The organism is Curvibacter soli (genome assembly GCF_029211125.1).
In the GTDB taxonomy this organism is placed as follows: Bacteria; Pseudomonadota; Gammaproteobacteria; order Burkholderiales; family Burkholderiaceae_C; genus Curvibacter_A; species Curvibacter_A soli.
Genome location: NZ_JARGEN010000058.1, coordinates 133227 through 157092, shown reverse-complemented (window position 1 = coordinate 157092; position 23866 = coordinate 133227). Strand labels below are relative to the sequence as shown.

Genomic DNA, 23866 nt, shown 5'->3' with positions numbered 1-23866 from the left:
CTCTCAGACTACTTGCGTCAGGAACTCAGAAGTCCATCGCTCTCCATGGCTTTTGCGTAAGTCCTAGTAACTACTCTCGAAACTCTGTGGCCCTCCTCAGTGGATCTAAATCGTAGTTGCCGATCATCAGCAGCCTCATGCGGCACCTCCCGCGGACGGAGTCTCGGGCGACTGGGCGGCGCGGATGCGCTCGAACGTGCGGCCCTCGAACGCGATGAACGCGTCCACCATGGCCCGGTAGGTGGCTTCGAGCACATCCTCGGGCGCGCCGAAGCTGCGCGCGCCGGCACGCACGCGGCTGACGATGAACTCGATGCGCGGGCCGTCGTACACCTGGTCGGCGCTGTCCTTGATGCGCGCGGCCTGGGCCACGTAGCCGCTGCGCTCGGATATCAGGGCGACGATGCGGTCGTCTAGCGCGTCGATGTGGCGGCGCACGTCGGCCATGGTTTCGCAATGCTCCATGGGGATGCTGAGGTGCTGTGACATGCGGCTTTACTCCAATCCTTCTTCCACCAGTTCGGCCGCGCGCAGCAGCGCGCGGGCCTTGGCCTCGGTTTCCTTCCATTCCAACTCAGGCACGGAATCGGCCACCACGCCGGCGGCCGCCTGCACGTAGAGCCTGCCGTTCTTGATGACGCCGGTGCGGATGGCGATGGCCACGTCCATGTCACCGGCGTAGCTCAGGTAGCCGCAGGCGCCGCCGTACAGGCCGCGCTTGCTGGGCTCCAGCCGGTCGATCAGTTCCATGGCGTGCACCTTGGGCGCGCCGGTCAGCGTGCCGGCGGGGAAGGTGGCGCGCAGCACGTCCATGTTGGTCATGCCGTCGTTCAGGATGCCCTCGACGTTGCTCACGATGTGCATCACGTGGCTGTAGCGCTCCACCACGAACTGCTCGGTCACCTTGACCGTGCCGGTCTTGGCGATGCGCCCGATGTCGTTGCGCGCCAGGTCGATCAGCATGACATGCTCGGCGCGCTCCTTCGGGTCGGCGATCAGCTCGGCCTCGGCGGCCTTGTCCTGCTCGGGCGTGGCGCCGCGCGGGCGGGTGCCGGCCAGCGGGCGGATCGTGATCTTTTGTCCTTCACGCACCTTCTCCTGCCGCACCAGGATCTCGGGCGAGGCGCCCACGACCTGGAAGTCGCCGAAGTCGTAGTAGTACATGTAGGGGCTGGGGTTGAGCGAGCGCAGCGTCCGGTACAGCGACAGCGGGCTTTCGGTGAAGCGCTTGCTGATGCGCTGGCCCACCTGTACCTGCATGAAGTCCCCCGCGAAGATCAGCTCCTGGGCGCGCTCCACGGTGGCCAGGTAGTCGGCCTTGGCGAACTCGCGCTCGGGCGCGTGGCCCTGGGTGGGCAGGATCTGCGGCGCACTGACCGAGTAGCGCAACTGCCCCTTCAGTTCGCGCAGGCGCTTCCTGGCCGTGGCGTAGGCCTCGGGCCGCGCCGGATCGGCGTAGACGATAAGGTAGAGCCGGCCCGAGAGGTTGTCGATCACGGCCACCTCCTCGCACTGCAGCAGCAGGATGTCGGGGCAGCCCAGGGTATCGGGCGGGCAGGTGGCCTCGAGCTTCTTCTCGATGTAGCGCACCGCGTCGTAGCCGAAATAGCCTGCCAGCCCGCCGCAGAAGCGCGGCAGGCCGGGGCTGAGCGCCACCTTGAAGCGCTTCTGGTAGGCGGCGATGAAATCCAGCGGGTTGCCCGCGGCAGTTTCCACCACCTGGCCGTCGGTCACCACCTCGGTCCTGGCGGCGGCGCCGAAGCCGCTGGCGCGCAGCAAGGTGCGCGCGGGCAGGCCGATGAAGCTGTAGCGCCCGAAGCGCTCGCCGCCGACGACGGATTCGAGCAGGAAGCTGTTGCGCCCGCCGCCCGGGGCGTGGGCCAGCTTGAGGTAGAGCGAGAGCGGGGTTTCGAGGTCGGCGAACGCCTCGGCCATCAGCGGGATGCGGTTGTAGCCCTGGCCGGCGAGACTTTTGAATTCGATTTCGGTGATCACGGGACGGGAGCCTCCAAGCTCGTGGCGCCGCGCGGGAAGCTCAAGGCGCCACAGTTCATTCGGGGAAAGCGCCGCCGGGACCAGGCTGCCGGGCGGGCTGCGGGAGCAGCGGGGCGCGCGTGCGCCAGATGCTCAGATGCGTGCCGATGTCGCAGGCTTGCGCCAGGGCCAGGCTCCCCGGTCGCCGCAACCTGTGGTGAAAACATGGTGAATGAACATGTCCAAAGTGTAGCAAACGGCGTCCGGCGGGCGTTGGGGCCCACTATTTTTCTGATGAAAACCGGCCCCAGCGCCCGTATTACCTGCGGTGGCAGCTATTTTTTCGGGAGCATTTGCAGGTCGGCCAGCGCATCGACAAAGCCGTCCGCATCCACCGCGCGCACCGGCACGCCGTGGTTGTAGCCGTAGGTCACCAGCACCACGGGGCAGCCCGCGCCGCGCGCGGCCAGGGCGTCGTTGCTCGAATCCCCCACCATCAGCGTGCGCGCGGGCGGCGTGCCCAGCGCCGCGCAGGTCTTCAGGAGCGGCAGCGGGTCGGGCTTCTTGCGCGCGAAGCTGTCGCCGCCGAAGACATGGGCGAAGAAGCCGTCCAGCCCCTTGGCGCGCAACAGCGGCAGCGCGAAGGCCGTGGGCTTGTTGGTCAGGCAGGCCAGCGGCAGGCCCAGGCCGCACAGGCGCTCCAGCCCCAGCACCGCGCCGGGGTAGACCGTGGCATGGCGGCCGTTGACGGCGCGGTAGTGGTCCTGGTAGCGGTCCCGGGCGCGCGGGTACAGCGCCTGCACCGCCGCCGCGCCGGGCGCCTGCCCCAGCACGTGGGCCAGCACGGCGCGAATCAGGTGCTCGGAGCCCTTGCCCACCATCGTCTCGACCTCGGCCCTGCCCACGGGCGGCAGCGACAGGTCGGCCAGCATGCCACCCAGCGCGTGGACGAAGTCGCCCAGGGTGTCCACCAGGGTGCCGTCGAGATCGAGGATGGCCGCCAGGGGCCGGGCGGCAATGGGCGTGTGGGCCATGGCGGATGTCCAGCCGCGGGCGGGCAAAGCTTGGTATCTTACCGGCGGGCTTCTGCCAGCGGCGTCCTACGTGCGCCGTCGATACCGGGGCCGGGCGGCGGCCCAACTGTCCGACAGGTAGGGCGGGCACGCGCGGCCTACGCTGCAACCGTCGTCCCCGCAGCGGGATGCTTGCCATCGAAAGGTATTGCCATGATGTTCCTTACTCCCACCCGTTCCACCGTGTATGCACCGCTGCTGTTCTGCGCGGCGGCCCTGCTGGGCGCTGCCGCCCATGCCGCGCCCGGCGATGCGGCCCAGCAGCGCTACCGGCTGTACCGCCAGGACTGCCTGCGCAGCCAGTCGCAGGAAAGCCAGGCCGCCTGCCTGCACGAAGCCGAGGCCGCACTGCAGGCCGAGCGCGCCGGCCAATTGGCCGGCGGCGATGCCGCGACCTATGAACGCAATGCGCTGCAGCGCTGTGCCGTGTTCAAGAGTGCGGAAGACCGCTCGGACTGCAGGGCCCGCATGTCCGGCGGCGGCACCACCAGCGGCAGCGTGGAAGGCGGCGGTCTGCTGCGGGAGGCGGTCACGCCACTGTCGCAGTAGGCCCGCGCTCAGGCGGCGACGCCGCCGGCATCCTCGCGGCCCCAGTGCCGGTGCTGCGCGATGGCCTGCATGAATGCCAGGGCCAGGGCGGTGCCGTCCTCGCCCCGCGCGCTGCCCACCACCACGCCGGGGTGGGCCAGCGCCACGTCGGCGGCTGCCTGGCCGGGCGCGATGCCCAGCCCCGCGAGCAGTGCCACGCCCTCATCCACGGCGCAGATCGGCTTGCCGTGCTTGTAGGCTTCCTGCACGTAGTGCCGCGCATCGCCCAGCGCGCACAGCGCCTGGGCGCAATCCGCGCCGCCGGCCACGAGCACAGCGTCGAACAGCACGGACGGCATGGTGGCGAAGCTGTGCTCCACCATGAATTTACGCTTGCCCATGGTCGCCACCGACCCCAGACGCAGGCCGACGGTGCCGCAGGCCAGCCCGGCTTTTTCCAGTTGCTGCAGCACGGGGCGCAGCGCGAGCGCATCCATGCCGTCGTGCACCAGTACCGCCACCGTGCGCGTGGCGACCGGCGCGGCCCCGCGCACGGCCATGCTGAGGGCGGCGGATTCCGTCAGCGCCAGGGCCGGCATCGCCGCATCGGGCACCCGGAAACCCGCGCGCCCCGCGGCGGCCTGCGCGTCGGGCGCGCCGACGCCGATGTCCGACGCCACCTTGCGCGCCAGCCTGGCATCGACGCAGGCGAGGTTGTCCACCATGCGCTGGCGAACCTCGGGCGTCTGCACTTTCGACAGCTCGAAGCGGAAGGCGGCCACGATGTGCTCCTTCTCCGCCGGGCTCTGGCTGTTCCAGAACAGCGTGGCCTGCGAGAAATGGTCGTGGAACGAAGGACTGCGCCCGCGCTGCTTGCCGCCCGGCGCGTCGTCGCCCGTGTCGGGCTGCGTCTGGAAGCCCAGAGCGTCGCCGTCCACGCGCATCTCCGTGGCCGCGGGGCCCAGGGTATGGGGCTCGTAGGCCACGCGCTCCGCCTGCGGGGCCTGGCAATGCATGCCGTCGCGCTGGAAGTTGTGCACGGGACAGACGGCGCGGTTGATCGGCAGTTGATGGAAGTTGGGGCCACCCAGGCGCGAGAGCTGCGTGTCGGTGTACGAGAACAGCCGCCCCTGCAGCAGCGGATCGTTGCTGAAATCGATGCCCGGCACCAGGTGGCCGGGGTGGAAGGCGACCTGCTCGGTCTCGGCGAAGAAGTTGCCGGGGTTGCGGTCCAGCACCATCCGGCCGATGGGCTCCACGGGAACCAGTTCCTCGGGGATCAGCTTCGTAGGGTCGAGCAGCTCGATGCCCAGCGACTGCTCCTGGCCTGCGGGCACCATCTGCACGCCCAGTTCCCACTCGGGGAAATGGCCCTGGGCGATGGCGCTCCAGAGGTCGCGGCGGTGGAAGTCCGGGTCCTTGCCCGCGATCTTCTGCGCCTCGTCCCACGCCAGGCCGTGCATGCCTAGCTTGGGCTTCCAGTGGAACTTGACGAAATGCACGTCGCCCGCAGCGTTTATGAAGCGGAAAGTGTGCACGCCGAAGCCTTGCATCATGCGCAGGCTGCGCGGCAGCGCGCGGTCGGACATGAGCCACATCAGCATATGCGTGGCCTCGGGCATGAGGGAGGCGAAATCCCAGAACGTGTCGTGCGCGCTGGCCGCCTGCGGCATGCCGTGGCGCGGCTCGGGCTTGAGGGCGTGGATGAGGTCCGGGAACTTCATCGCGTCCTGGATGAAGAACACCGGGATGTTGTTGCCCACGAGGTCGTAGTTGCCCTGCTGCGTGTAGAACTTCACCGCGAAGCCGCGCACGTCGCGCACCGTGTCGGCGGAGCCCGCGCCGCCCGCGACGGTGGAAAAGCGCACGAACACCGGCGTCTTCTGCTGCGGGTCCTGCAGGAATGCCGCCTGCGTGACGCTGGCCAGCGACCGGTAGGGCTGGAAATAGCCGTGCGCGGCGCTGCCGCGCGCATGCACCACGCGCTCGGGGATGCGTTCGTGGTCGAAGTGCGTGATCTTCTCGCGCAAGATGAAGTCTTCGAGCAGCGTGGGCCCGCGCACGCCCGACTTCAGCGAATTGTGGTTGTCGGAGATGCGCAGACCCTGGCTGGTGGTGAGGTAGCTTTCAGGAGGCGCCGCGGCGGGCGCGGTGCGGTGGGATGCCAGCGGCATGGGAATCCTCTTCAAAGGGACGGCGGACGCGCGGCGCGGCCCACCGCGATGGCGGGAGTCAAGGGGCGTCGGAGCAGCTTTCGATGGCGTTCACGAGCGCAGCCAGGGCGCCGAAGGCCATGGCGGCGGCGACACACCAAACGATCCAGACCATGACGGGCGGCTCCTGTTCGCTTCCTGGGAGAAAGGCCGCATCCACTGCGGTACTGCAGTGGAGAAGCCTAGGCCCGCCCGCCGGCCCGCCGCGTGAGACAAGCCGGCACCACGCTGTAGGCGCCGGACGACAACCGCGGCAAGAACGGAGTTGCCGCGAAGTTACCGCACCAGGGCGCCGCGCATGGCCGCGATGACGGCGGCATAGTCGGGCTTGCCGAAGATGGCGCTGCCGGCCACGAAGGTGTCGGCCCCCGCCGCAGCCACGCGGGCGATGTTGTCCACCTTGATGCCGCCGTCGACCTCCAGGCGGATGTCCTTGCCGCTGGCGTCGATGCGGCGGCGCACGGCCTCGATCTTGCGCAGCGCCGAATCGATGAAGCCCTGGCCGCCGAAGCCCGGGTTGACGCTCATCACGAGCACGAGGTCGATGTCGTCGATCACCCAGTCCAGCACGTCTAGCGGCGCGGCGGGGTTGAACACCAGCCCCGCCTTCACGCCCTTGGAGGTGATGGCCTGGATGCTGCGGTGCACGTGGCCCGAGGCGTCGGGGTGGAAGCTGACGAGGTCCGCGCCCGCCTCGGCGAATGCCGCGGCCAGCGCATCGACCGGCGCCACCATCAGGTGCGCGTCGATCGGCACGGGCGTGCCGTCGGGCCGCTTCGCATGGGGCTTGAGCGCCTGGCACACCATGGGGCCGAACGTGAGGTTGGGCACGTAGTGGTTGTCCATCACATCGAAGTGGATCCAGTCGGCGCCGGCGCCGACGACGTTGCGGACTTCCTCCCCGAGCCGGGCGAAGTCGGCCGAGAGGATCGAGGGGGCAATGCGGTAGGTGCGGGACGGCATGTCCATGATTGTCGCAGCCGCAGGTGCATTGCGGCCCGCCGCAGGTACCATTGCCTCCATGCGAGCCTATGAATTCCGCGTGGAAGTGGTGCCCCGGTACCTGCCCGAGCAGTCGGCGCCCGAGGACGGCGTCTACGGCTTCTCCTACACCATCACGGTCACCAACGCGGGGAACGTCGCCGCGCAGTTGATCGCGCGCCACTGGATCATCAGCGACGCCCGCGGCCACACCGAGGAGGTCAAGGGCCTGGGCGTAGTCGGCCACCAGCCACTGCTGCAGCCCGGCGAATCGTTCCAGTACACCAGCGGCTGCCGCCTGCGCACCGCCAGCGGCACCATGCACGGCAGCTTCTTCTGCGTGGCCGAGGACGGCAAGCACTTCGACGCGCCGGTTGCGCTGTTCGTCCTCGAAGCCATGGGCCCGGCCGGCGGCTCCATGGAGCCCTTGAACGGCCGGGTACTGCATTGACGCGTCCCCGCGACCTGGACGCTCTGCTGGCGGCGCTCGACCCCGCTGCGGACCTGGCCGGGCGGCACCTGTGGCTGCTCTCCCTGCTGGAATGGATACGGGGCAGCCGGCGCGGCAGCGGCGATGCGGTCGCACGCGTGCGCCTGCTGCTCGCCGCCGCCGAGGCCCGGCCCGCCGTGCGCACCCGCCTGGCGGCATGGTGGCGCACGCTGGAAGACACGGTGGACGTCACGCCGCTGCTCGCCGACCTGGGCTTCGCACCGCGCACGGCGCTGTTCAGCGAAGCGTCGGAGCGCCTGCGCCGCAAGCTGCTGCCAGGCACGCCGGAGACGGTGGATGCGGCGGAGCTGTTCGTGCTGGCCCGGCCCACGGCGTTCGACGTGCAATGGCTGTCCGCGCTGGAGGAGGCCGACCTGGCCCGGCTGGAGGCGCTGCTTGCCAAGCCCGAAGCCACCGGCGCCTCGCACTGGCAGCAGGCGCTGATGGACGCCATCGCCTACTGCGCCAGCCAGATCGCCGCCGCCGGCTGCGCGCCCGAGTTGCGCCTACGCATGCGCGCGGCGGGGCGCGACACGCGCCCCTTCCTGGACCTGATGCGCGACGTGGAAACGCTGCGCGTGGAGGTGCTGCACGGCCTGCGCCACGACGACCGGCGCGACGCGGCGGCGCAGCAGCTACGCGAGCGGCTCGACGCCTGCCGCCACGCCGCCGCCACCGTCTACACGCACCTGGAGGAAAACGGCATCTCGGTCGGCCTGGTGTTCCGCCTGCGCCAACTGCGCGAGCGCGCGTTGCGCATCCGCGCCCTGCTGGACTGCGTGCTGTCGCCCCAGCCCGGCCCGAGCGCGGTGCGCCTGCTCGCGCACCTTGCGGCGGTGGCGCAGGAGCGCCGCAGCCTGCGCGCGCTGATCGCCTCCAACTCCTCCCTGCTGGCGGCCAAGGTCACCGAGCGCAGCGCCGAGACAGGCGAGCACTACATCACCCGCGACCGGACCGAGTACCTGGCCATGGTGCGCAAGGCCTGCGGCGGCGGCGTGCTCACGGCGGGCACCACGTTCCTGAAGTTCGTGGTCATGGCACTGGGCCTGCCGGCGTTCTGGAGCGGGTTCTGGGCCGGCGCGGTGTACGCGGGCAGCTTCGTGCTGATCCAGTTGCTGCACTTCACGCTGGCCACCAAGCAGCCCGCCATGACGGCGCCGGCCATGGCCGCCCGGCTGAAGGAGCTGAGCGGGGGCCACGCGGTCGACGATTTCGCGGACGAAGTGACGCACCTGGTGCGCACGCAGGTCGCGGCAGTGCTGGGCAACGTGCTGCTGGTGGTGCCGGCGGTGCTGGCCTTGAGCGTGCTGATCCAGTGGCTGCTCGGCCACCCGATGATCGATGCCCGCGAGGCCGGCCACGTGCTGCATTCACTGCACCTGCTGGGCCCCACGGCGCTGTTCGCGGGCGCCACGGGCGTGCTGCTGTTCGCCTCCAGCATCATTGCCGGCTGGGTGGAGAACTGGTTCGTGCTGCACCGGCTGGATTCGGCGCTGCGCTACAACCCGCGCATCACCGCGCTGCTGGGCACGCCCCGCGCCGCGCGCTGGGCACGCTTCATGCGCGAGAACATCTCGGGCTTCGCGGCCAACGTCTCGCTGGGTTTCATGCTCGGGCTGGTGCCGGCGTTCGCGGCGTTCTTCGGCATCGGGTTCGAGGTGCGCCACGTCACCCTCTCTGCCGGGCAGCTCGCCGCCGCAGGCGCCGCGCTGGGCTGGGAATCGCTGCGCACGTCCGCGCTCTGGTGGGGCGCCGCCAGCCTGCCGCTGGTGGGCGCGCTCAACGTCGTTGTAAGCTTCTACTGCGCATTCCGCTTGGCGCTGCGCGCCCACAACGTGAGCGGCGTGGACCGGGCGCGCATCCGCGCGGCCATCCGGGCGCGCATGCAACGCGCGCCGCTGCACTTCCTGCTACCCTGAGCCGCGCTAGGCCGATTGCAGCACCTGTCCTACAGGGCCGGCGCGCATGCGCGGTTAGATTCGAAGCCCATGGCCGGATACCCGTGGTCGCCCGCGGCGCCCATGGCACACAACGACACTCCATGAACGAACTCCTCTCTTTCTGGGCCGAATGGCTGCGCCCTTCCGCCGGACTGCCGACCGTGCAGTGGTCGCTGCTGCTGGCCGCCGCCGCCATCGCCGGCCATCTGCTGCAGCGCTACAGCGGCCTGCCCAAGGTGCTCGGCTACTCGCTCGTGGGCGCGATCGCGGGCCTGGCGGGCTTCAGCGGCGCGCAATGGCCGCTGCAGGGCATTGGCCTGTTCCTGCTGGAACTGGGCACGTCGCTGGTGCTGTTCCAGGCCGGCAGCCGCATTCCGCTGCGCTGGTTCCGCCACAACCCCATGGTGCTGGTGCAGAGCGTGGCCGAATCGGCGCTCACCTGGCTCGCCGTGTACGGCGTGCTGCACTACTGGCTGCATGTACCCGCCGCCGTGGCCAGCCCGCTGGCGCTGATGGCCATGGCTGCTTCGCCCGCGGTGCTGTCGCGCGTGGTGGCCGACACGCACGCCACCGGGCCGGTGACCGACCGGGCCATGGTGCTGGCCACCCTTTCCGCGCTCTACGCGCTGACGCTGGGCAGCGCCAAGGCCGAACTGCTGCCACGCGAACAACTGCCGTTCATCGACACCATCTACCCCGTGGTCGTGGTGCTGGGCGTGTCCATCGTCGTCGGCGCGGTGCTGGCGCTGGCGCTGCGGCTGGCACTGCGCTTCATGAGCCCGACGAGCGAGAACACCTCCATCCTGCTGCTCGCGCTCATCACCGCCTGCACCACGGTGGCCGCCACCATGGGCGGCTCCGCGCCGCTGGCGGCGCTGCTGGGCGGCATGCTGCTCAAGCAGTTGCACCCGCGGCCCTGGGCCTGGCCGCGCCAGTTGGGCACCGCGTCGTCGCTGCTGGTCATGCTGATGTTCGTGCTGGTCTCCACCGTGGCCGCGCAGGGCGACTGGAACGCGCCCGTGGCTGGCATGGTGCTGGCGCTGATCGCGGTGCGCGTGGCGGCCAAGGCCGTGGGCGTGGGCATCGGCAACGTGGGCAGCGGCGCGAGCTGGCGGCAGGCGTTCTGGGTGAGCTGCGCCATGTCACCCATGTCGTCCATCGCGCTGCTCATCGCGTCGCAGTTCATGGTGGCGGCGCCCGCCACGGGCGCGATGATCGCGCGCATCGCGCTGCCGGCCATCCTGCTCATGGAGGTGCTGGGCGCGGTGCTGGCGACGGCGGCCATCTACCGCGCCGGCGAAAGCGCCAAGCCCTGGCCAGCGGGCCGCGAGCACAACGCCGTCGAGGAGAACCGCCATGAGTCTTGAGCCCTTCAGCCACTCGGAGGCGCTGACGCTCGGCGTGGAGCTGGAGCTGCAGCTCGTCAACACCAACGACTACGACCTCGCCCCCTACGCCGAGGACATGCTGCGCCTGATGCACAAGCAGACGCTGCCCGGCAGCGTGGTGCCCGAGATGACGTCGAGCATGATCGAAATATCGACCGACATCTGCCACTCGTGGCTGGAGGCGCGCGAGCAGCTCGGGCAGATCCGCGACGCGCTGGTGAAGAGCGCCGACAAGCTCAACATCGCCATCGTGGGCGGCGGCACGCACCCGTTCCAGCAGTGGCACGAGCGGCGCATCTACGACAAGCAGCGCTTCCGCGAGCTGTCGGAGCTGTACGGCTACCTGAGCAAGCAGTTCACCATCTTCGGCCAGCACGTGCACATCGGCTGCCCCGGCGCCAACGAGGCGCTGCTCATGCTGCACCGCATGTCGCGCTACATCCCGCATTTCATCGCGCTGTCGGCATCGAGCCCCTACGTGCAGGGGCAGGACACGGCGTTCGACTCGGCGCGGCTGAACTCGGTGTTCGCCTTTCCGCTCTCGGGCCGCGCGCCGTTCGCGCTGACCTGGGGCGAGTTCGATGCCTACTTCGGCAAGATGGCGCGCACCGGCGTGGTCAAGAGCATGAAGGACTTCTACTGGGACATCCGGCCCAAGCCGGAGTTCGGCACCATTGAGATCCGCGTGTTCGACACCCCGCTGACCGTGGAGCGCGCCGCCGCGCTCGCGGGCTACGTGCAGAGCCTGGCCGCATGGTTCCTGGCCGAGCAGCCCTTCGTGCCCGATGAGGACGACTACCTCGTCTACACCTACAACCGCTTCCAGGCCTGCCGCTTCGGGCTCGACGCGGTGTACGTGGACCCGCAAAGCGGCGAGCACATGCCGCTGCGCGAGCACATCCTCCACACCATGGACCGCATCGCGCGCCACGTCCAAACCCACGGCGCCACCGGTGCCCTGGCCCTGCTGCGCGACAGCGTGGAGCGCGACCACAACGACGCGCGCTGGCTGCGCGAGCGGCAGCGGCAGGAGCAGTTGCTAGGCGAGGTGGTGCGGCAGGCGGCGGGGCGGTTCCGGGGCGAAGCAGTGCTGCGGGCGGCTGCAGACGCTCCTTGATTGATAGCTTGCAGCTCTTATTCCATAAGCGCCGCAGGCATGAAAGCCTTGTCATCCACAGAGCCAATTCTCCAGCGACCACAAAATCGTGAGTCAGCGTACCAACCTTGCAAACCACCGCATCGCAGGCCCCCATGGGTGAATTCGACCTCATAGCCCGCTACTTCCAGCGCCCCGTGCGCCGCGCCGTCCTTGGCGTGGGCGACGACTGCGCGCTGCTCGCGCCCGCGCCGGGCATGCAGCTCGCCGTATCGAGCGACATGCTGGTGGAGGGGCGGCACTTCCTGCCCACAGTCCAGCCCGAGGCGCTGGGGCACAAGGCGCTGGCGGTCAACCTGTCGGACCTGGCGGCCTGCGGCGCGCAGCCGCTGGCCTTCACGCTGGCGCTGGCGCTGCCGCGCGTGGACGAAGACTGGCTCGCGGGCTTCTCGCGCGGGCTGCTGGCGCTGGCCGACGCGCACGGCTGCGAACTGGTGGGCGGCGACACCACGGCGGGGCCGCTGAACATCTGCATCACCGTGTTCGGCGAAGTGCCCGCAGGCCAGGCCCTGCTGCGCAGCGGCGCGCGGGCGGGCGACGACATCTATGTGAGCGGCACCGTGGGCGATGCGCGGCTGGCGCTGGAGGCCTTCCGTGGCACGCTGAGCCTGCCGGCCGAGGTGTTCGCCGCCGCCCGCCAGCGCATGGAGCGCCCCACGCCGCGCGTGGCGCTGGGGCTGGCGCTGCGCGGCGTAGCGAGCAGCGCGATCGACGTCAGCGACGGGCTGCTGGGCGACCTGATGCATGTGCTGCGCGCATCCGGCGTAGGGGCGCGCGTGGAAGCCTCGGTTGCTCCTGAACTGATAGCTGCCTCCGCTTATGTATCAAGCGCTAGAGGCCAATTTGACCCTGAAACCCTGGCGACCTGCGTGTTCGCGGGCGGCGACGACTACGAACTGGCCTTCACCGCCCCGCCCGCCGCACGCGATGCGGTGCAGGCCGCGGCGCGCGATGCCGGCACGCGGGCCACGCGCATCGGCGTGGTGGAGGCGCAGCCCGGCCTGCGGCTGGTGGATGGCGCGGGCCACGCGCTCGACCTGCGGCGCCTGCATGGGTTCGACCATTTCGCCTGAGCGCCGCGCGGGTTCATGCCAGCGCCATGCGCCCGCCCCCGGCACATCGCCCGGGTCATCGCGGCTCCAGCAGTTCGCACAGGGCGTCGATGCAATCGGCGCGGTATCCGCCAATACCGCGTCAGGTGCGATGACAGCATGTTCACCATGTTGCCGCGCCACAGCTCCATCAGGCGCGGAACTCGCCCTCAGCCAGAAGCAGCCGCAAGGTGGCCAGGGCGGCGTCGAGGATCTGTGCTGCACGCGCACATCCGCCGGCCGCCGCGAGCGGGTGATCGCGACCGGGGCAAAAGCGGGCAAGGCATTCACCTCTGGAAACCCCATGTCTTTTTTGCCCGGTATTCTGACGTATCCTGCCCATACCGACCGACTGCTGGTCGGTACCCGTGGGGTCTTGACGCACATCAACCCAGGCCGCGCGTCCGGTGCATACACTGACAGCGGTTCCATGCACATCTGCCCAAAGAGAGGAAGCCTGCCCCATGCCTTCTGATGCGCCTGCTCCATCGTCCGGTTTCGCCGACCAGATAGACCAGCCTGTGCATGCGACGATCGCCCGGTGGTCCGCATCGCTGTCGCAGTCCTCGGCCCTGTTGGCCGCCGCCGACTGGGGTATGCACCTTGCGCTTTCGCCCGGCAAGCGGCTGGAGCTGGCATCGCTGGCGCTCGGCTACGCCGAACAGCTCGTGCACTATGCGCTGGAATGCGCCTTGCACCCGGCCTGCACGCCGGCATGCGTCCCGGTGCCGGCGCGCGACCGCCGGTTCGCCCAGGACGAATGGCACCACTGGCCGTTCAACCTGCTGCACCAGTCCTTCCTGCTGACCGAGCAATGGTGGGTGGCCGCCACGCACGGCGTATGGGGCGTCGAGAAGCACCACCAGGACATGGTGGCCTTCGCGGCGCGCCAGTTGCTGGACATGTTCTCGCCGGGCAACCTTGTCCTCACCAACCCGGTGGTGCTGCGCAGGACATGGAACGAGGGTGGCGCCAACCTGCTGCGCGGCGCGCTTTATGCGATGGACGACATGGAGCGCCAGATCAGCCAGCGGCCCCCCGCGGGCGCGGAGGATTTCACGGTCGGCGTGAACGTGGGCGTGACCCCCGGCAAGGTAGTGCTGAAAAACCGCCTGATGGAGCTGATCCAGTACACGCCCACCACGCCCACGGTGCACCCCGAACCGGTGCTGGTCGTGCCGGCGTGGATCATGAAGTACTACATCCTCGACCTCTCGCCGCACAACTCGCTCATCAAGTACCTGGTGGACCAGGGCCATACGGTGTTCTGCATCTCGTGGAAGAACCCGGGCGCCGAGGACCGCGACCTGGGCATGGACGACTACCTGGAACTGGGCTTCGACGCCGCGCTGGACGCGGTGAACGCCATCGTGCCGAAGCGCAAGGTGCATGCCACGGGCTACTGCCTGGGCGGCACGCTGCTGGCCATCGCGGCGGCGGCCATGGCGCGCGACGGCGACGAGCGGCTCGCCTCGATGACGCTGTTCGCGGCCCAGACCGACTTCACCGAGCCCGGTGAACTGGCCCTGTTCGTCGACGAAAGCCAGGTCAGCCTGCTGGAAGCGCAGATGGCGCAGGCCGGCTACCTCACCGCCGGGCAGATGGCGGGGGCGTTCCAACTACTGCGCTCCTACGACCTGCTGTGGTCGCACCTGGTCAACCAGCACCTGCTGGGCGAGCGCGCCAAGATGAACGACCTCATGGCCTGGAACGCCGACGCCACGCGCATGCCCGCGCGCATGCATTCGCAGTACCTGCGCCGCCTGTTCCTGAACGATGACCTCAGCGAAGGCCGCTACCCGGTGCGCGGCAAGCCCGTGGCGCTGGGCGACATCGACGTGCCCACGTTCATGGTGGGCACCGAAACCGACCACGTGGCACCCTGGCGCTCGGTCTACAAGCTGCAGTACATGTGCCCGACGGAGATCACCTTCGTGCTCACCAGCGGTGGCCACAACGCGGGCATCGTGAGCGAGCCGGGCCACCCGCACCGCCATTTCCGCATGCAGACGCGCCCGGCCGGCGGCACCCATCTGTCGGCCGACGACTGGCAGGCCCAGGCACCCGATTTCCAGGGCTCGTGGTGGCCGGAATGGGCCAAGTGGCTGCGGCAGCATTCGTCGGCGCCGGCGAAGCCCCCGCGCATGGGCATGCCCGGCCATCCGCCGCTGGGCGACGCGCCCGGCGTCTACGTGCTGGAGAAATGACCATGCCGCCCATGCTGCAGGGCCGCAAGGGGCTGGTGATCGGCAGCGACAACGATCAGGGCATCGCCTGGGGCTGCGCGCGCCTTTGCCGGCGCGGGGGCGGAGTTGGCCGTCACCTGGCTCGACGACAAGGCGCGGCCCCATGCGGAGCCCCTGGTCCGGCAGGTCTGGGGAGCGCCCATCCCGATGCCGCTCGACGTGAAGCAGCCGGGCCCGCTGGAAGCGGTGCTCGCCGCCATCGCCCGGCGCTGGGGCCGGCTCGACTTCCTGCTGCACTCGACGCGGCGCGCTCCATGACCGGCAGCACGCTCTACGTCGATGCCGGCTTCCACGTTCCTGGGCTGAACCGGACTCCATGAACCCGACCATCCATCGCCGCCTGCGAGGCTTTCCCGCTGCCTGCGCGCTGGCCGGCGCCGCATGGCTGGCGGCGGGCTGCGCCTCCATGGCCCCGCCCTACGAAGCACCCGCGCTGCCCGTGGCCGCGCAGTACCCGTCCGACGCTCCCGCGGACGCGGCCGGTGCCACCGCCGCCAGCCTGGGCTGGCGCGACCTGTCCACCGACCCGCGCCTGCAGCAGTTGATCGCGCAGGCGCTGGACAACAACCGCGACCTGCGCATCGCCGCACTGCGCGTGGAAGAAGCCCGCGCGGCCTACGCGATCCAGCGCGCGGAGCAGTTCCCGTCCATCGGCGCCAACGCGGATGCCAGCCGCTCACGTGTACCGGCGGACCTGAACATCACAGGCAAGCCGCTGGTATCGGGCACCTACCAGGCCGGCGTCGGCATGGGCGCGTGGGAACTCGACTTCTGGGGCCGGGTCCGCAGCCTGCGGGACGCCGCGCTGGAGAACTTCCTGGCCAGCGACGCCGCCCGACAGGCCGTCGCCATCGGGCTGGTGGCCGAAGTGGCCAACGGCTACCTGTCGCTGCGGGAGCTCGACGAGCGCGTGGCGCTCGCGCGCCGCACCATCGCCACCCGCCAGGAGTCGCTGCGCATCTTCACACGGCGCTTCGAAGTGGGCTCCACCTCGAAGCTGGACCTGACGCAAGTGCAGACGCTGCTGACGCAGGCCCAGGCGCTCGGCGTGCAACTGGAGCAGGCCCGCGCAAGCCAGGCCCACGCGCTGGAGTTGCTGGTGGGCGCCCCGGTGGACCTGCCGACCGCACCCAGCGGCCTGGAAGACGGCTCCGTGGTGCAGCAACTGCGCCCGGGCCTGCCGTCGGATCTGCTGGCCGCGCGGCCCGACATCCTGGCCGCGGAGCACCAGCTACGCGCGGCCCAGGCCAACATCGGTGCGGCGCGGGCGGCGTTCTTCCCGCGCATCACGCTCACGGGCAGCCTCGGCACCGCCAGCGCCGAATTCGACGGGCTGTTCAAGTCCGGCAGCGGCACCTGGAGCTTCGCCCCCAGCCTTTCGCTGCCGATCTTCGACGCCGGGCGCAACCAGGCCGGCCTGGATCTCTCGCAGGTGCGCCGCGACATCGCCGTGGCGAACTACGAAAAAACCGTGCAGTCGGCGTTTCGCGAGGTGTCGGACGCGCTCACGGCACAGCAGCGGCTGGCCGAGCAGGTGCGCATCCAGCAGGCGGCGCAGGACGCGCAGCAGGAGCGCGCACGCCTGGCCCGGCTGCGCTACGACAACGGCGCCGCAGCCTTCCTCGAAGTGCTGGATGCGCAGCGCGACCTGCTCTCCACCGAACAGCAGTTGGTGCAGACGCGCCGCGCCCTGCTCTCCGCCCGCGTGGGCCTGTATGCCGCGCTAGGCGGCGGCGCGCAGGCCCTGCCCACAGCCACCACCCCTGCCCACTGAAAGAAAAGCGCCGACTCCATGAGCCCTTCCATCAAGCACAAACTGGTACCGGTCGCGGTCGTGGCAGTCCTTGCGGCGGCGGGCTATTACGCTTGGGCGCAACTCCGGCCCACAGGCCCCGGCGCGGGTTTCGCGAGCGGCAACGGACGCATCGAGGCCACCGAGATCGACGTAGCGACCAAGTTCGCGGGCCGCGTGGACGACATCCTGGTCAACGAAGGCGACTTCGTGAAAGCCGGTCAGCCGCTCGCGCGGATGCAGATCCAGACCCTGGAGGCGCAGCGCGACGAGGCGCGCGCCCAGCGCCAGCAGGCGCTCAACGCCGCCGCAAGCGCCGATGCCCAGGTGACCGTGCGCGAAAGCGACAAGATGGCCGCCCAGGCCGTGGTGGCGCAGCGCGAGAGCGAACTCGACGCCGCCCAGCGGCGCCTGGCGCGCTCTGAAACGCTCACGCGCGAGGGCGCGTCGTCGGCGCAGGAGCTCGACGACGACCGCGCCCGCGTGCGCAGCGCGCAGGCCGCCGTGGGCGCGGCCAGCGCCCAGGTGGCGGCGGCGCAGGCGGCCATCGACGCGGCCCGGGCGCAGCGCGTGGGCGCGCGCTCGGCCATCGCGGCGGTGGACGCGACCATCGCGCGCATCGAGGCGGACATCAGCGACAGCCAGCTCAAGGCCCCGCGCGACGGCCGCGTGCAATTCCGCGTGGCCCAGCCCGGTGAAGTGCTGGGCGGCGGCGGCAAGGTGCTCAATCTGGTCGATCTGTCCGACGTGTACATGACCTTCTTCCTGCCCGAGACGGTGGCGGGCAAGGTGGCCCTGGGCAGCGACGTGCGCATCATCCTCGACGCCGCGCCGGCCTACGTGCTGCCGGCCAAGGTGTCCTTCGTGGCCAGCACCGCGCAGTTCACGCCCAAGACCGTGGAGACGGCAAGCGAGCGCCAGAAGCTCATGTTCCGCATCAAGGCGAAGATCGACCCCGAGCTGCTGCAGAAACACCTCAGGCAGGTCAAGACCGGCCTGCCCGGCATGGCCTGGGTCAAGACGGACCCGGGCGAGGAATGGCCCTCGGAGCTGCAGGTGAAGCTGCCGGAATAAACCAGCGTGCAAGCACCTACGCCCACCCCTGTGCCGCCGGACCGTGCCCCGGTGGCCCGCCTGGCCGGCGTGCGGCTGCGCTATGGCAAGGCGTTGGCCCTGGCGGGCATCGACCTCGAAATTCCCGCCGGGTGCATGGCGGGCGTCATCGGCCCCGACGGCGTGGGCAAATCCAGCATGCTGGCGCTGCTGGCGGGTTCGCGCGCCGTGCAGGAGGGCCGCGTGGAGGTTCTGGGCGGCGACATGGCCAGCAAGCGGCACCGCGACCACGTATGCCCGCGCATCGCCTACATGCCGCAGGGCCTGGGCAGGAACCTCTACCCCACGCTGTCGGTGGAGGAGAACCTGCAGTTCTTCGCGCGCCTGTTCGGCCACGACGCGGCCGAGCGCCGCCGCCGCATCGACGACCTCACGCAGAGCACGGGGCTGTACGAGTTCCTCGCGCGCCCCGCGGGCAAGCTCTCGGGCGGGATGAAGCAGAAACTCGGCCTGTGCTGCGCGCTGATCCACGACCCCGACCTGCTCATCCTCGACGAGCCCACCACCGGCGTGGACCCGCTGGCGCGCGCCCAGTTCTGGGACCTGATCCAGCGCATCCGCCGCCAGCGCCCCGGCATGAGCGTGCTCGTGGCCACGGCCTACATGGACGAGGCGCAGCGCTTCGACTGGCTGGTGGCCATGGACGACGGCCGGGTGCTGGCGACCGGCGCGCCGGCCGAACTGCTTGCGCGCACCGGCAGCGACTCGCTGGAGGCCGCCTTCATCGAGCTGCTGCCCGAGGAGAAGAAGCGCGGCTACCAGCCGGTGGAGATCCCGCCACTGCCGCAGGAGGGCCAGAACGAGATTGCCATCGAGGCACAGGGTCTGACGATGCGCTTCGGCGACTTCGTGGCCGTGGAAAACGTGAGCTTTCGCATCCGGCGTGGCGAGATCTTCGGCTTCCTCGGCTCCAACGGCTGCGGCAAGTCCACCACGATGAAGATGCTCACTGGCCTGCTGCCCGCCACCGAAGGGCACGCGGCGCTGTTCGGCAAGCCCGTGGACCCGCGCGACATGAACACCCGGCGCCGCGTGGGCTACATGTCGCAGGCGTTCTCGCTCTATGGCGAGCTGACCTGCGAGCAGAACCTGGTGCTGCACGCGCGCCTGTTCCACGTGCCCGAGGCGGAGATGCCCGCGCGCGTAGAGGAGATGCTGCAACGCTTCGGCCTGCAGGACGTGCGCGCCAGCCTGCCCGAGAGCCTGCCGCTGGGCATGCGCCAGCGTCTGTCGCTGGCCGTGGCGATGGTGCACCAGCCCGAGATGCTGATCCTCGACGAGCCGACCTCGGGCGTGGACCCGATCGCGCGCGACAACTTCTGGCGCCTGCTGGTCGAGCTTTCGCGCCGCGACCGCGTGACCATCTTCATCTCCACCCACTTCATGAACGAGGCCGAGCGCTGCGACCGCATCTCGCTCATGCACGCGGGCAAGGTGCTCGACAGCGACACGCCCCAGGCCCTGGTGCACAAGCGCGGCGCGGCGACGCTGGAGCAAGCCTTCATCGGCTACCTGGTGGACGCGGGCGGCGGCACGCCCACCAGCGCCGAAGACACACCTGCGTCCGCCGCGGCGGTTGTGCAGACGCGCAACCCGTACTTCAGCCTGCGACGCATGTTCAGCTACACGTGGCGAGAGACGCTGGAACTGCAGCGCGATCCGGTGCGCGCCACGCTGGCCCTGGCCGGCTCGCTGATCCTCATGTTCGTGATCGGCTACGGCATCAACATGGACGTGGAGAACCTGCACTACGCGGTGCTCGACCGCGACCAGAGCACGCTGAGCCAGAGCTACACGCTGAACCTGGCGGGGTCGCGCTACTTCGTCGAACGCCCGCCGATCACCGACTACGCCGAGCTGGACCGGCGCATGCGCAGCGGCGAGCTGTCGCTGGCGATCGAGATCCCGCCCGGCTTCGGACGCGACGCCCTGCGCGGCCAGCCGGTGCAGATCGGCGCCTGGATCGACGGCGCGATGCCGATGCGCGCCGAGACCGTGCAAGGCTACGTGCAAGGCATCCACCAGCAGTGGCTGGCCGATCAGGCCCTCGAACGCACAGGCATCAGCCTGGTCGGCGGCGCGACCATCCAGAGCCGCTTCCGCTACAACCCCGACGTGCGCAGCCTGCCGGCGATGGTGCCCGCCGTGGTGCCGATGCTGCTGCTGCTGCTGCCGGCGATGCTGACCGCGCTGGCCGTGGTGCGCGAGAAGGAAATGGGCTCGATCGTCAATCTCTACGTCACGCCGGTCACGAGCAGCGAGTTCCTGCTCGGCAAGCAGCTGCCCTACGTGGCGCTGGCCATGCTCAACTTCGGGCTGATGAGTCTGCTGGCGGTCACCGTGTTCGGGGTGCCGGTGACCGGCAGCTACCCGGCCCTGCTGCTGGCCGCGCTGATCTTCAGCTTCAGCGCCACCGGCATGGGACTGCTCGCCTCGGCGATCACCCGCAGCCAGATCGCGGCGATGTTCTTCGCGATGATCGGCACGCTGATCCCGGCGGCGCAGTTCGCCGGGCTGATCGACCCGGTGTCGTCGCTGGAAGGCGCCGGCCGGCTCATCGGCGAGATCTACCCGGCGACCTACATGTTCACCATCAGCCGCGGCGTGTTCAGCAAGGGGCTGGGGCTCGCGGACCTGCAGGCCTCGTTCCTGCCGCTGCTGCTGGCGGCGCCGGTGATCATGGGCGCGGCGGTCGCGCTGCTCAGGAAGCAGGAGCGGTGATGTACCGGCATCACCTCGCCAACATCTACCGCCTGGGCATCAAGGAGCTGTGGAGCCTGTGGCGCGATCCGATGATGCTGCTGCTGATCACCTACACCTTCACGGTGTCGGTCTACACCGCCGCCACCGCGATGCCGGAGACCTTGCACAAGGCGCCGATCGCGATCGTCGACGAAGACGGCTCGCCACTGTCGCAGCGCATCGTCTCGGCCTTCTATCCGCCGCAGTTCCTGCCGCCGCGGATGATCACGCTGCCGGAGATGGACACGGGCATGGACGAGGGTCGGTTCACCTTCGCGCTCGACATCCCGCCCAACTTCCAGCGCGATGTGCTGGCCGGACGCGCGCCGGAGATCCAGCTCAACGTCGACGCCACGCGCATGAGCCAGGCCTTCTCGGGCAACGGCTACGTGCAGCAGATAGTAATGGGCGAGGTGAGCGAGTTCGTGCAGCGCTACCGCGCCGCCGCCGCGCTGCCCGTGGAGCTGGCGCTGCGTGTGCGCTTCAACCCGGCGTTGGATAAGACCTGGTTCGGCGCGCTGATGCAGATCATCAACAACGTGACCATGCTGTCGATCATCCTCACCGGCGCGGCCCTGATCCGCGAGCGCGAGCATGGCACCATCGAGCACCTGCTGGTGATGCCCGTCACGCCCACCGAGATCATGCTGGCCAAGGTCTGGTCGATGGGCGCCGTGGTGCTGCTGGCCGCAGGCGTATCGCTCACCTTCATGGTCCGTGGGCTGCTGCACGTGCCCATCGGCGGCTCTATGGCGCTGTTCCTGGCGGGCGCCGCGCTGCACCTGTTCGCCACCACGTCCATGGGCATCTTCATGGCGACCGTCGCGCGCAGCATGCCGCAGTTCGGGCTGCTCATGATGCTCACGCTGCTGCCGCTGCAACTGCTCTCGGGCGGCAGCACGCCGCGCGAGAGCATGCCGCAGATGGTGCAGTACCTGATGCTGGCCGCACCCACCACGCACTTCGTCGAACTCGGCCAGGCCATCCTGTACCGCGGCGCGGGCATCGAGGTGGTGTGGGAGCCCTTCCTGGTACTGCTGGTCATCGGCGCCATCATGTTCAGCTTGTCATTGGCGCGTTTCCGTAAGACCATAGGACAAATGGCCTGAATTCCCTTTTCCAACCACCAACCGAGGAGATAGCATGAGCACCATACCCACCGAGCTGCCCATGGCCCTGTACAAGGCCCAATTGGATTTCTTCATGCGCACCGGGGCGCTGCTGCAGGAAAGCGGCCAGCGCTGGGTCGAATTCAGCACGGAGCACCTGAAAGAAGGCGCGCTGGCGCGGCCCACCGGGCCTGCCGAGCTGCTGCAGCGCCAGTTTGGCGACATGCAGACCCTGGCCCAGGAGGCCACCGACAACCAGAAGGCGCTGGTGGCGGGGTTGAGCGAGGCGATGCGCGCCTGGCAGCAGGCATCCGCCGACGCACTGGGCCATGCGAATACCGCCCTGCCGCCCACCGACGCCTGGAACGAACTGCTCAAGCCCTTTGGCCTGGTGACGCCCGCGCAACCCGCAGCCAAGCCCGCCAGCCGCGGCGGCAAGTAGCAGCCCCGCAGCCGCCACGGGGGCCTGCGCATGCCGCAAAGGCATCCGCCCGCCGCGCCCTTCACCTCCCACCTGCAACCTGGTGCCCGATGACCGACGCTTCCCCACCCAGCACAGCACAGGCCGCCTCCGAAGGCGGCACCCTGCAAACGATCCGCAACCGGGTCTTCGACGAGATCGCCGTGGGCGACACGGCGGCGATAGAGCGCACGCTGAGCGCACAGGACATCCAGCTCTTTGCCGTGCTCTCGGGCGACGTGAACCCGCAGCACCTCGACGCCGACTACGCCGCCTCCACGCGCTTTCACGGCGTGATCGCCCACGGCATGCTCGGCGGCGCACTGATCTCCGCCGTGCTGGGCACGCGGCTGCCGGGGCCGGGCACGATCTACCTGGGGCAGACGCTGAAGTTCCTGGCGCCCGTGCGCATCGGTGACCGGCTCACCATCCGCGTGACCGTGAGTTCGCGCGACGAGGCCAAGAAGCGCCTGAAGCTCGCCTGCACCTGCGTGAACCAGGACGGCGCGACCGTCATCACCGGCGAGGCCGACGTGATCGCCCCCACCGAGCACATCGAGCGGGTCCGCACCACGCTGCCCGAGGTGCGGCTCACCACGGGCGGGGGTGGCCTGCCGCGCCTGCTCGACCACGTGCGACCCCTGGGCGCGGTCCGCGTGGCGGTGGTGCACCCGTGCGATGTGCTGAGCCTTTCGGCCACGCTCGACGCGCGGGCCGCGGGCCTGATCGAGCCGGTGCTGGTGGCGCCCTCGGCGCGCCTGATCGCGCTGGCGGCGCAGGAGGGACTGGACATCGCGGGCATAGCCATCGAGGATGTCGCGCACAGCCACGCCGCCGCCGCCCGCGCCGTCGAGCTGGCCAGCCAGGGCGCGGTGGAGGCCCTCATGAAGGGCAGCCTGCACACCGACGAACTCATGGCCGCCGTGGTGGCCGGCGCCTCGGGCCTGCGCACCAAGCGGCGCATCAGCCACTGCTTCCTGATGCAGACGCCGGCCTACCCGCGGCCCTTCATCATCACCGACGCGGCCATCAACATCGCACCCGACCTGGAGGCCAAGGCCGACATCGCGCGCAACGCCATCGATCTGGCCCACGCCATCGGCGTGGCGCAGCCGCGCCTGGCCGTCCTGGCGGCGGTGGAAACGGTGAACCCCCACATGCCCGCCACAGTGGACGCGGCAGCGCTGTGCAAGATGGCCGACCGCGGGCAGATCGCGGGCGCGCTGCTCGACGGGCCGCTGGCGTTCGACAACGCGGTGTCGGTCGCCGCCGCGCGCATCAAGGGCATCGTCTCCGACGTGGCGGGCCAGGCCGACATCCTGCTCGTACCCGACCTGGAGAGCGGCAACATGCTGGCCAAGCAGCTCGAATACCTGGGCGGTGCCGCCAGCGCCGGCATCGTGCTCGGCGCCAAGGTCCCGATCGTGCTGACCAGCCGCGCCGACTCGCGCGAATCGCGCATCGCCTCCTGCGCCATCGCCGTGCTGCTGGCACACCGCTACCGGAGCACGCCGCCGTGAAATGGAACACCCCGGCGCGCCTGCGGTGCATCCCCCTCGCGAGGGCGACG

At 69.8% G+C, this 23866-nt stretch carries 20 protein-coding genes; 15 read left to right on the top strand and 5 right to left on the bottom strand.

The genetic code is table 11. From position 1 onward, the window contains the following. Positions 1–135 precede the first annotated feature (135 nt). From PY257_RS13170 to gph, 3 genes are all read right to left on the bottom strand, one after another. Positions 136–489, bottom strand: coding sequence for a chorismate mutase (locus PY257_RS13170; RefSeq protein WP_275742532.1), 354 nt, complete (start codon positions 487–489; stop codon positions 136–138). Positions 490–495: 6 nt separating this feature from the next. Further along, complete coding sequence (trpE, locus tag PY257_RS13165; protein WP_275742530.1) at positions 496–1995, bottom strand: anthranilate synthase component I; 1500 nt, start codon at positions 1993–1995, stop codon at positions 496–498. 314 nt (positions 1996–2309) lie between these two features. Beyond that, entirely contained in the window at positions 2310–3008 is a 699-nt protein-coding gene (gene gph / locus PY257_RS13160; protein ID WP_275742528.1) for a phosphoglycolate phosphatase, read from the bottom strand. Positions 3009–3200: 192 nt separating this feature from the next. On the opposite strand from gph, the gene PY257_RS13155 reads away from it, so the two are divergent. Continuing rightward, positions 3201–3596 (top strand): hypothetical protein, encoded by a 396-nt coding sequence (locus PY257_RS13155; RefSeq protein ID WP_275742526.1) that lies wholly within the window; start codon positions 3201–3203, stop codon positions 3594–3596. A gap of 8 nt (positions 3597–3604) precedes the next feature. On the opposite strand, the gene PY257_RS13150 is transcribed toward PY257_RS13155, so the two are convergent. Continuing rightward, positions 3605–5749 carry a catalase gene (locus PY257_RS13150; protein WP_275742524.1) on the bottom strand — a complete coding sequence of 715 codons (2145 nt, stop codon included), beginning with the start codon at positions 5747–5749 and terminating at the stop codon, positions 3605–3607. A gap of 315 nt (positions 5750–6064) precedes the next feature. Beyond that, positions 6065–6757 carry a ribulose-phosphate 3-epimerase gene (gene rpe / locus PY257_RS13145; protein WP_275742522.1) on the bottom strand — a complete coding sequence of 231 codons (693 nt, stop codon included), beginning with the start codon at positions 6755–6757 and terminating at the stop codon, positions 6065–6067. Positions 6758–6809: 52 nt separating this feature from the next. Here rpe and apaG point away from each other — a divergent pair, with 52 nt between their 5' ends. From apaG to PY257_RS13075, 14 genes are all read left to right on the top strand, one after another. Continuing rightward, entirely contained in the window at positions 6810–7220 is a 411-nt protein-coding gene (gene apaG / locus PY257_RS13140) for a Co2+/Mg2+ efflux protein ApaG (protein WP_275742559.1), read from the top strand. Then, positions 7217–9178 carry a site-specific recombinase gene (locus PY257_RS13135; protein ID WP_275742520.1) on the top strand — a complete coding sequence of 654 codons (1962 nt, stop codon included), beginning with the start codon at positions 7217–7219 and terminating at the stop codon, positions 9176–9178. Before apaG ends, PY257_RS13135 begins: the two co-directional genes overlap by 4 nt. Before the next feature lie 122 nt (positions 9179–9300). Then, positions 9301–10566, top strand: a complete 1266-nt coding sequence (locus PY257_RS13130; protein ID WP_275742518.1) for a cation:proton antiporter — start codon at positions 9301–9303, stop codon at positions 10564–10566. After that, positions 10556–11704, top strand: coding sequence for a YbdK family carboxylate-amine ligase (locus PY257_RS13125; RefSeq protein WP_275742516.1), 1149 nt, complete (start codon positions 10556–10558; stop codon positions 11702–11704). The genes PY257_RS13130 and PY257_RS13125 overlap by 11 nt, the downstream gene beginning before the upstream one ends. A 134-nt stretch (positions 11705–11838) precedes the next feature. Continuing rightward, on the top strand, positions 11839–12816 hold the full coding sequence (gene thiL / locus PY257_RS13120) for a thiamine-phosphate kinase (RefSeq protein ID WP_275742556.1): 978 nt from the start codon (positions 11839–11841) through the stop codon (positions 12814–12816). Continuing rightward, positions 12794–13309, top strand: a complete 516-nt coding sequence (locus PY257_RS13115; RefSeq protein ID WP_275742514.1) for a hypothetical protein — start codon at positions 12794–12796, stop codon at positions 13307–13309. Before thiL ends, PY257_RS13115 begins: the two co-directional genes overlap by 23 nt. Then, positions 13299–15041: an alpha/beta fold hydrolase gene (locus PY257_RS13110; protein ID WP_275742512.1), complete on the top strand. Its 1743-nt coding sequence runs from the start codon at positions 13299–13301 to the stop codon at positions 15039–15041. Before PY257_RS13115 ends, PY257_RS13110 begins: the two co-directional genes overlap by 11 nt. Before the next feature lie 105 nt (positions 15042–15146). Next, positions 15147–15338 carry an SDR family oxidoreductase gene (locus PY257_RS13105; protein ID WP_275742510.1) on the top strand — a complete coding sequence of 64 codons (192 nt, stop codon included), beginning with the start codon at positions 15147–15149 and terminating at the stop codon, positions 15336–15338. Between the two features lie 58 nt (positions 15339–15396). Continuing rightward, a complete protein-coding gene (gene adeC, locus PY257_RS13100) occupies positions 15397–16854 on the top strand; it encodes an AdeC/AdeK/OprM family multidrug efflux complex outer membrane factor (RefSeq protein WP_275742508.1) in 1458 nt (485 codons plus the stop codon). Positions 16855–16872: 18 nt separating this feature from the next. Then, the gene (locus PY257_RS13095; protein WP_275742506.1) at positions 16873–17946 is read left to right on the top strand and encodes an HlyD family secretion protein; all 1074 of its coding nucleotides are present in this window, start codon (positions 16873–16875) and stop codon (positions 17944–17946) included. Positions 17947–17952: 6 nt separating this feature from the next. Next, the gene (gene rbbA / locus PY257_RS13090) at positions 17953–20706 is read left to right on the top strand and encodes a ribosome-associated ATPase/putative transporter RbbA (protein ID WP_275742504.1); all 2754 of its coding nucleotides are present in this window, start codon (positions 17953–17955) and stop codon (positions 20704–20706) included. Further along, a complete protein-coding gene (locus tag PY257_RS13085) occupies positions 20706–21836 on the top strand; it encodes an ABC transporter permease (RefSeq protein ID WP_275742501.1) in 1131 nt (376 codons plus the stop codon). Before rbbA ends, PY257_RS13085 begins: the two co-directional genes overlap by 1 nt. Positions 21837–21870: 34 nt before the next feature. Then, on the top strand, positions 21871–22278 hold the full coding sequence (locus tag PY257_RS13080) for a hypothetical protein (protein ID WP_275742499.1): 408 nt from the start codon (positions 21871–21873) through the stop codon (positions 22276–22278). A gap of 89 nt (positions 22279–22367) precedes the next feature. Next, entirely contained in the window at positions 22368–23816 is a 1449-nt protein-coding gene (locus tag PY257_RS13075) for a bifunctional enoyl-CoA hydratase/phosphate acetyltransferase (RefSeq protein WP_275742497.1), read from the top strand. Positions 23817–23866 lie beyond the last annotated feature (50 nt).

Bases quoted from the DNA above. Each gene is read 5' to 3' on its own strand.
- PY257_RS13095 (WP_275742506.1), top strand. From the start codon at position 16,873: ATGAGCCCTTCCATCAAGCACAAACTGGTACCGGTCGCGGTCGTGGCA.
- PY257_RS13085 (WP_275742501.1), top strand. From the start codon at position 20,706: ATGTACCGGCATCACCTCGCCAACATCTACCGCCTGGGCATCAAGGAG.
- PY257_RS13110 (WP_275742512.1), top strand. From the start codon at position 13,299: ATGCCTTCTGATGCGCCTGCTCCATCGTCCGGTTTCGCCGACCAGATA.
- PY257_RS13155 (WP_275742526.1), top strand. From the start codon at position 3,201: ATGATGTTCCTTACTCCCACCCGTTCCACCGTGTATGCACCGCTGCTG.
- PY257_RS13125 (WP_275742516.1), top strand. From the start codon at position 10,556: ATGAGTCTTGAGCCCTTCAGCCACTCGGAGGCGCTGACGCTCGGCGTG.
- PY257_RS13115 (WP_275742514.1), top strand. From the start codon at position 12,794: ATGGGTTCGACCATTTCGCCTGAGCGCCGCGCGGGTTCATGCCAGCGC.
- adeC (WP_275742508.1), top strand. From the start codon at position 15,397: ATGAACCCGACCATCCATCGCCGCCTGCGAGGCTTTCCCGCTGCCTGC.
- apaG (WP_275742559.1), top strand. From the start codon at position 6,810: ATGCGAGCCTATGAATTCCGCGTGGAAGTGGTGCCCCGGTACCTGCCC.
- PY257_RS13080 (WP_275742499.1), top strand. From the start codon at position 21,871: ATGAGCACCATACCCACCGAGCTGCCCATGGCCCTGTACAAGGCCCAA.
- gph (WP_275742528.1), bottom strand. From the start codon at position 3,008: ATGGCCCACACGCCCATTGCCGCCCGGCCCCTGGCGGCCATCCTCGAT.
- PY257_RS13170 (WP_275742532.1), bottom strand. From the start codon at position 489: ATGTCACAGCACCTCAGCATCCCCATGGAGCATTGCGAAACCATGGCC.
- PY257_RS13150 (WP_275742524.1), bottom strand. From the start codon at position 5,749: ATGCCGCTGGCATCCCACCGCACCGCGCCCGCCGCGGCGCCTCCTGAA.
- thiL (WP_275742556.1), top strand. From the start codon at position 11,839: ATGGGTGAATTCGACCTCATAGCCCGCTACTTCCAGCGCCCCGTGCGC.
- PY257_RS13130 (WP_275742518.1), top strand. From the start codon at position 9,301: ATGAACGAACTCCTCTCTTTCTGGGCCGAATGGCTGCGCCCTTCCGCC.
- rpe (WP_275742522.1), bottom strand. From the start codon at position 6,757: ATGGACATGCCGTCCCGCACCTACCGCATTGCCCCCTCGATCCTCTCG.
- PY257_RS13075 (WP_275742497.1), top strand. From the start codon at position 22,368: ATGACCGACGCTTCCCCACCCAGCACAGCACAGGCCGCCTCCGAAGGC.